This is a genomic window from Acidimicrobiales bacterium (genome assembly GCA_036273495.1).
GTDB lineage: Bacteria > Actinomycetota > Acidimicrobiia > Acidimicrobiales > JAJPHE01 > DASSEU01.
This window is the reverse complement of record DASUHN010000430.1, coordinates 1-5,131: the sequence shown is the minus strand read 5'-3', so window position 1 is coordinate 5,131 and position 5,131 is coordinate 1. Positions and strand designations below refer to the sequence as shown.

General features: G+C 69.9%; 7 protein-coding genes. 5 read left to right on the top strand and 2 right to left on the bottom strand.

What is annotated here, in order from left to right; all coding sequences use genetic code 11:
* Nucleotides 1-47: 47 nt before the first annotated feature.
* From VFW24_18715 to VFW24_18705, 3 genes are all read left to right on the top strand, one after another.
* Nucleotides 48-737, top strand: coding sequence for a DUF222 domain-containing protein (locus VFW24_18715; GenBank protein ID HEX5268805.1), 690 nt, complete (start codon nt 48-50; stop codon nt 735-737).
* Nucleotides 662-1,441 (top strand): enoyl-CoA hydratase/isomerase family protein, encoded by a 780-nt coding sequence (locus VFW24_18710; GenBank protein HEX5268804.1) that lies wholly within the window; start codon nt 662-664, stop codon nt 1,439-1,441. Before VFW24_18715 ends, VFW24_18710 begins: the two co-directional genes overlap by 76 nt.
* A gap of 421 nt (nt 1,442-1,862) precedes the next feature.
* A complete protein-coding gene (locus tag VFW24_18705; protein HEX5268803.1) occupies nt 1,863-2,150 on the top strand; it encodes an EthD family reductase in 288 nt (95 codons plus the stop codon).
* An 18-nt stretch (nt 2,151-2,168) separates the two neighbouring features.
* On the opposite strand, the gene VFW24_18700 is transcribed toward VFW24_18705, so the two are convergent.
* Both VFW24_18700 and VFW24_18695 read right to left on the bottom strand, forming a co-directional pair.
* The gene (locus VFW24_18700) at nt 2,169-2,951 is read right to left on the bottom strand and encodes an enoyl-CoA hydratase-related protein (protein HEX5268802.1); all 783 of its coding nucleotides are present in this window, start codon (nt 2,949-2,951) and stop codon (nt 2,169-2,171) included.
* Nucleotides 2,951-4,117 carry an amidohydrolase family protein gene (locus tag VFW24_18695; protein ID HEX5268801.1) on the bottom strand — a complete coding sequence of 389 codons (1,167 nt, stop codon included), beginning with the start codon at nt 4,115-4,117 and terminating at the stop codon, nt 2,951-2,953. The genes VFW24_18700 and VFW24_18695 overlap by 1 nt, the downstream gene beginning before the upstream one ends.
* Before the next feature lie 29 nt (nt 4,118-4,146).
* On the opposite strand from VFW24_18695, the gene VFW24_18690 reads away from it, so the two are divergent.
* Together VFW24_18690 and VFW24_18685 are read left to right on the top strand one after the other, a co-directional pair.
* Nucleotides 4,147-4,557: a hypothetical protein gene (locus tag VFW24_18690; protein HEX5268800.1), complete on the top strand. Its 411-nt coding sequence runs from the start codon at nt 4,147-4,149 to the stop codon at nt 4,555-4,557.
* 163 nt (nt 4,558-4,720) lie between these two features.
* The gene (locus tag VFW24_18685; GenBank protein ID HEX5268799.1) at nt 4,721-5,008 is read left to right on the top strand and encodes a cytochrome P450; all 288 of its coding nucleotides are present in this window, start codon (nt 4,721-4,723) and stop codon (nt 5,006-5,008) included.
* The last annotated feature ends 123 nt before the right edge of the window (nt 5,009-5,131 follow it).

Genomic DNA, 5,131 nt, shown 5'->3' with positions numbered 1-5,131 from the left:
CCTTTCCCGGCACTGTCACACCCTCCTGGTGAAATACACCCATGGAATTGACGGCGCTGGAGGAGGCGCTCGACCACCTCGTCGAGGCGGTGACGGCCGAGGACCGGCCCCGCCCGACGGGGCAGGAGACGGTCCGGCTGTTCCGGGCCGCCTCCCGCCTGCAGGCGGTCCTGTCGATCGCGGCGTCGGACTTCGCAGACGGTCAGGAATGGGCCGCCAGCGGGGCCCGGTCGGGCCCGGCCTGGCTGTCCACCGAGACGCGGCTTCCCACCCCGGAGTGCCGCAGGGCGGCCCGCCTGGGCCGGCGCATCCACGGCCTGGCCCACGCCGAGGCGGCCTGGCTGGAGGGCCGGATCGGGGCGGCCCACGCCGCCGTCCTGGTCGGCCTCGGCAACCGCCGCACCATGTACGACCTCACCGAGGCCGAGGAGTCCCTGGTGGGACAGGCCGAGTCGCTCCGCTTCGACGACTTCGCAGCCGTTGCCGCCTACTGGAAACAGCACGCCGATCCCGAGGGGACCGACTCCGACGAGGAGGAGCGCCGCAACCGGCGAGACGTCTACCTGGTTGAGTCCCTGGGGGGACCCGAGGAGCGGGCGACCACCCCCGCCCGACGCGGCGTAGCTCCGCTGCACAACGGCGCCTGTGTCAAGGTGCCGCCATGGAGTTCAGCACGATTGCCGTCGAGGCCAACGGCGCGCGGGGCCGGATCACCTTGGACCGGCCCGAGAAGCTAAACCCGCTGGGCACGACCTCCCTCGAGGAGCTGGCGGCCGCCGCCCGGTGGTTCGACGAGCGTGCCGAGATCAAGGTGGTCGTCGTTTGCGGGCGTGGGCGCGCCTTCTCCGCCGGCGCAGATCTGGCGGCGTTCGGCGCCGGAGGTGGAGGTGGCGGGGCCGACGCGCGCCACGCTGCCGACGCCGGGCGGCGCATGGCCGACGCCGTCGAGGCGATGCGGGCGGTCACCGTCGCCGCCATCCACGGCCACTGCGTGGGCGGCGGGGTCGTGCTCGCCGCCGCCTGTGACCTGAGGGTGGCGGCCGACGACACCAGATTCTCGATTCCGGAGGTCGACCTCGGCATTCCGCTGGCGTGGGGAGGAATCCCGCGCCTGGTGCGGGAGATCGGCCCCGCCCTCACCAAGGAGCTGGTGATGACGTGCCGGCCCTTCTCCGCCGCCGAGGCCAAGGCGGCCGGCTTCCTCAACCGGGTGGTACCGCCCGACCAGCTCGAGGAGGAGATCGAGGCGCTCGTGGCCACCCTCGTCGGGAAGTCGGCCCTGACGCTTTCGGCGACCAAGCAGCACACCGACGCCGTGACCGCCGCCATGGTCGGCATCGCCCGGGCGTGGAACGATGCCGACTCGCTCGTCACGGCGCTGCGGGACCCCGAGTCGCGGGCCGCCGGCGCCGCCTACCTGGAGCGCCTGGGGCGCCGGTAGCAGGGGAGGGGCACTCCGTTGTGGCATCTCCCCACTGCTTCACAATCATCGACAACTGGAACGACCAGGAAAAACAGGTCAGCGCTCACCCCACTTGCCGGTTCGGAGAGCGCTGACCGGCGGCCCAGGGCCTGCCCTTAGCGGGGCAGGTTCTAGGACCAGGAGCTACCGCGCCGACTCCACGAGCTACCACGCCGCGACCAAGAGCTTCCACGCATCCAGTTCACCTCCCTTGAGATCCCGTTCCGCATCCCGCTTGCCATGTGCTCAGCTTGCGGGACCCCTCTTGGAAGGCTCTTGGACCTCACTGGAGCGGATGCCCATACCGGACCAAACGGGAGAAGCAGCCGATTGCCGCGTCGGGCGATCCAGGGCCATACTGCCGGGTAGCCCACGCCCGACCCGGAAGGACCGATCCGCCATGATTCGAGTCAGCGTCTTCTACCCCTCGACCGAGGGCGCCAAGTTCGACCACGACTACTACCGGACCAAGCACGTCCCTCTGGCCGTCAAGACCTGGGGCCTGTCCGGCGCCGAGATCGACAAGGGCATGGACGGCCCGTACGTGGCCGCCGTGCACTTCACGTTCGACTCCCCGGAAGCCATGCAGAAGGCCATGAGCTCCGAGGGCACCGGGGCGGTGATGGCCGACGTGGCCAACTACACCACGATCTCCCCGGTGCTGCAGACGAGCGAGATCGTCTCCTGACTACGCGGCGCTAGCCGGCTAGCGGGGCCAGTCGGGAGGGCGCTTCTCCAAAAAGGCGCGAAGTCCCTCGGTCATCTCCGGTGACCCGAACGAGCCCGTGAACATGTCCATGTCGTGGGTCGGGAGTCTCCGGTTCAGGTCGCGTTTGATGGTGGCCCGGGCCACCGGGCCCGTCCGCCCGATGGCGGCCAGCACGCCGTCGACCTGCTCGTCGAGCTCGGCATGCGGGACGACCTTGCCCACCAGTCCCATGGCGGCGGCCTCCTCCGCACCGATCTCCTCTGCCGTGAAGATCAGGTAGCGGGCCCGGGCCAGGCCCACGACCTCGGCCAGCCGGGCGGACATGAACGGGTCCGGGATGCCGCGGAGCAGCTCGGGGACCCGGAACCGGGCCTGGTCCGACGCCACGACCACGTCGCAGTGCAGGATCAGGTCCATGCCCCCCGCGTGACACAGGCCGTTGACCTTGGCCACCCAGGGCTTGGAGCAGCGCTCGATGTGACGGAACGGGAACTGCTCGGACGGGTCCCACTCGGCCTGCAGCCCGGCCGGATCCTCCGCCTGGCCCGACATGTCTCCGCCGGCACCGAACCAGCGATCGGTGCCCGTGAGGCAGACGGCGTCGACCTCAGCTTCGCGGTCCGCCCACACGGCAGCGCGCTTGAACCCCCGATACATGTCCAGGGTGAAGGCGTTGCGTCGATCGGGTCGGTCGATCCGGATGTGCAGCGACCGACCTCGCATGTCGGCCAGCAGGAAGCGCGACCCGAGATCGGGGGCGTCGGTGGGCGGGGATCCCATCAGAGCCGGTAGAGGCGGGCGGCCGTCCCGGAAAGGACCTTCTCCACCACGCCAGCCGGCATGTCCGCCAGCACTCGCTCGGCGTATTCACGCGGGCGTTGGGCCCGGGTGCAGGGTCCGGGGTACTGGCACGTGGGATGCGGGTAGTCGGTCTCGAAGAGGATGTTGTCGGGGTACTGGCGGATGGCATCACGGGCCACCTCCTCCTCGAACCAGAAGCACCCGTAGATCTGGCGCCGGAAGTACTCGGAGGGCAGCAGGTCGTACTCGGGGTGGTCGTCGCGGATCCCACCGTTGCTCCACTGCCAGTCGAAGGTCTCGAGCATGGCGGGCATCCAGCCGACGCCGGACTCCACGGACACGAAGTCGAGGTGCGGGAACCGGTGGCAGACGCCACCGAAGATCAAGTCGGCGATCGAGCGCATGTTGTCCATGAAGATCAGCGACGACACCCGGGCGAAGTTCGTCATCCAACCCATCTCCGCCGCGTCCCCGAACTGGGTGCCCATGGCCCCGCCCCCCACGTGGAAGCTCACCGGGATCCCGCCCTCCTGGGCGGCCGCCCAGATCGGATCCCAGTGCCGGTGGGCCAGCGGAGGCTGGCCGTAGTCCTGGGGCTGGTTGCAGAAGTTGATGGCCCGGTGGCCGTTGCCGAGGCACCGGTGCAGCTCCTCGACGGCGAGGTCGAGGTCCCAGAACGGGATGGCGGTGATGGCCACCAGCCGATCGGGCGCGGCGCTGCACCAGTCGGTGAGGAAGTCGTTGTAGGCCCGCACGCACTCCATGACCAGGTCGCGGTCACCGAGCCGGAGGAAGTAGCCGTTCCCGAACCCGCCCACGTTCGGGTACAGCACCTGGGCGTCGATGCCCTCGGCGTCGAGGAGCTCGAGCCGGGCCCTCGGGTCGTACATCGCCGGCGGGATGTCCTCGTAGGTCTCCGGGATGGACGCCGGCATGACCCCGTTGTGGCCGGCCATGGAGTAGAAGCCCGGGGCACCGAGACGGGTTCCCCCCGCAACCCAGGTGTCCCGGCCGTCGATCCGTTCGATGTGGGGAACCTCGTCGTGCCTGCCGGCCGGGAAGCGGGCCGTCCACAGATCGGGGGGCTCGGTCAGGTGGGTGTCGACGTCGATGACCCGCATACGGTCGAAGAGGTCCCGGGCCATGTCAGCGCAAGCTACCTACTCTTCGGGGGATGGAGGCGGTGCGGCTGGTGGTCGACGAGCTCCACCCGTACCCCCACCAGGTCTTCTCCCTGCTGCGCCAGGCCGGCCCCGTGGCCCGTCTCGACGGGCCGAGCGGGGTCGAGGCCTACGTGGTGTCGAGCTGGGATCTGGTGGCGCAGGCCGCGGCCCGGGTGGAGGACTTCTCCAACCACTTCCGCTACGTCCTGTTCCGCCGGGACGACGGCACGCTCGGGGCCATGGAGACCGGTCCCACCGGTCCCGACGTCTTCGCCGGGGAGGATCCACCTGCCCACAGCCGGCACCGCCGCATCTTCCGCGACGTCCTGGCCAACAGCCGGGTGCAGGCGCTGGAGCCCTGCATCGCCGGGACACTCTTCTCGGGGCGGCGCCGGCGGGCGCGGTGGGGGATGGGGAGCTGAGCCCGGAGCAGGCCGCCTTTGCCCTTCTGGTCTTCGTCGGGGCGGGTGCGGAGACCACGACCAGCCTGATCGGCATCTGCATCGACATCCTGTCCCGCCGCCCGGACCTGCAGGAGCGGCTGCGCACCGAGCCGGCGTTGGTGCCGGCCTTCGTGTGGAGGAGGTGCTCCACTACGAGTCGCCTTTCCGCTTCCACCCGCGCACCGCCGCCCGTCAAGCCGAGCTGGGTGGCACGCACATACCCCAGGGCGCGCTGATCCTGCTCCTGTGGGCGGCCGCCAACCGGGATCCGGCGGTGTTCGAGCGGCCCGACGAGGTGGTCATCGAGCGGCCGAACTCGCAGCCTATCGAACTGGGACTAGCGGGGATGAGCGATCGCAGTCATTCCGGTTCGGAGGGTGGGGGGCAGGACTCGATACAGCTCATCCAGGAGGACAGCACTCGGCTTTGAACGGCTCCGCCCGGCTCGATGCTCGGCATGGCGGTTGTCGAAATAGCTGGCGTAGGTGAGCCTCTCAACGCTAAAGCCCGACTCAGCAAGGAGCCCTGATAGCTCGCGTCCGGTGTACTCCCT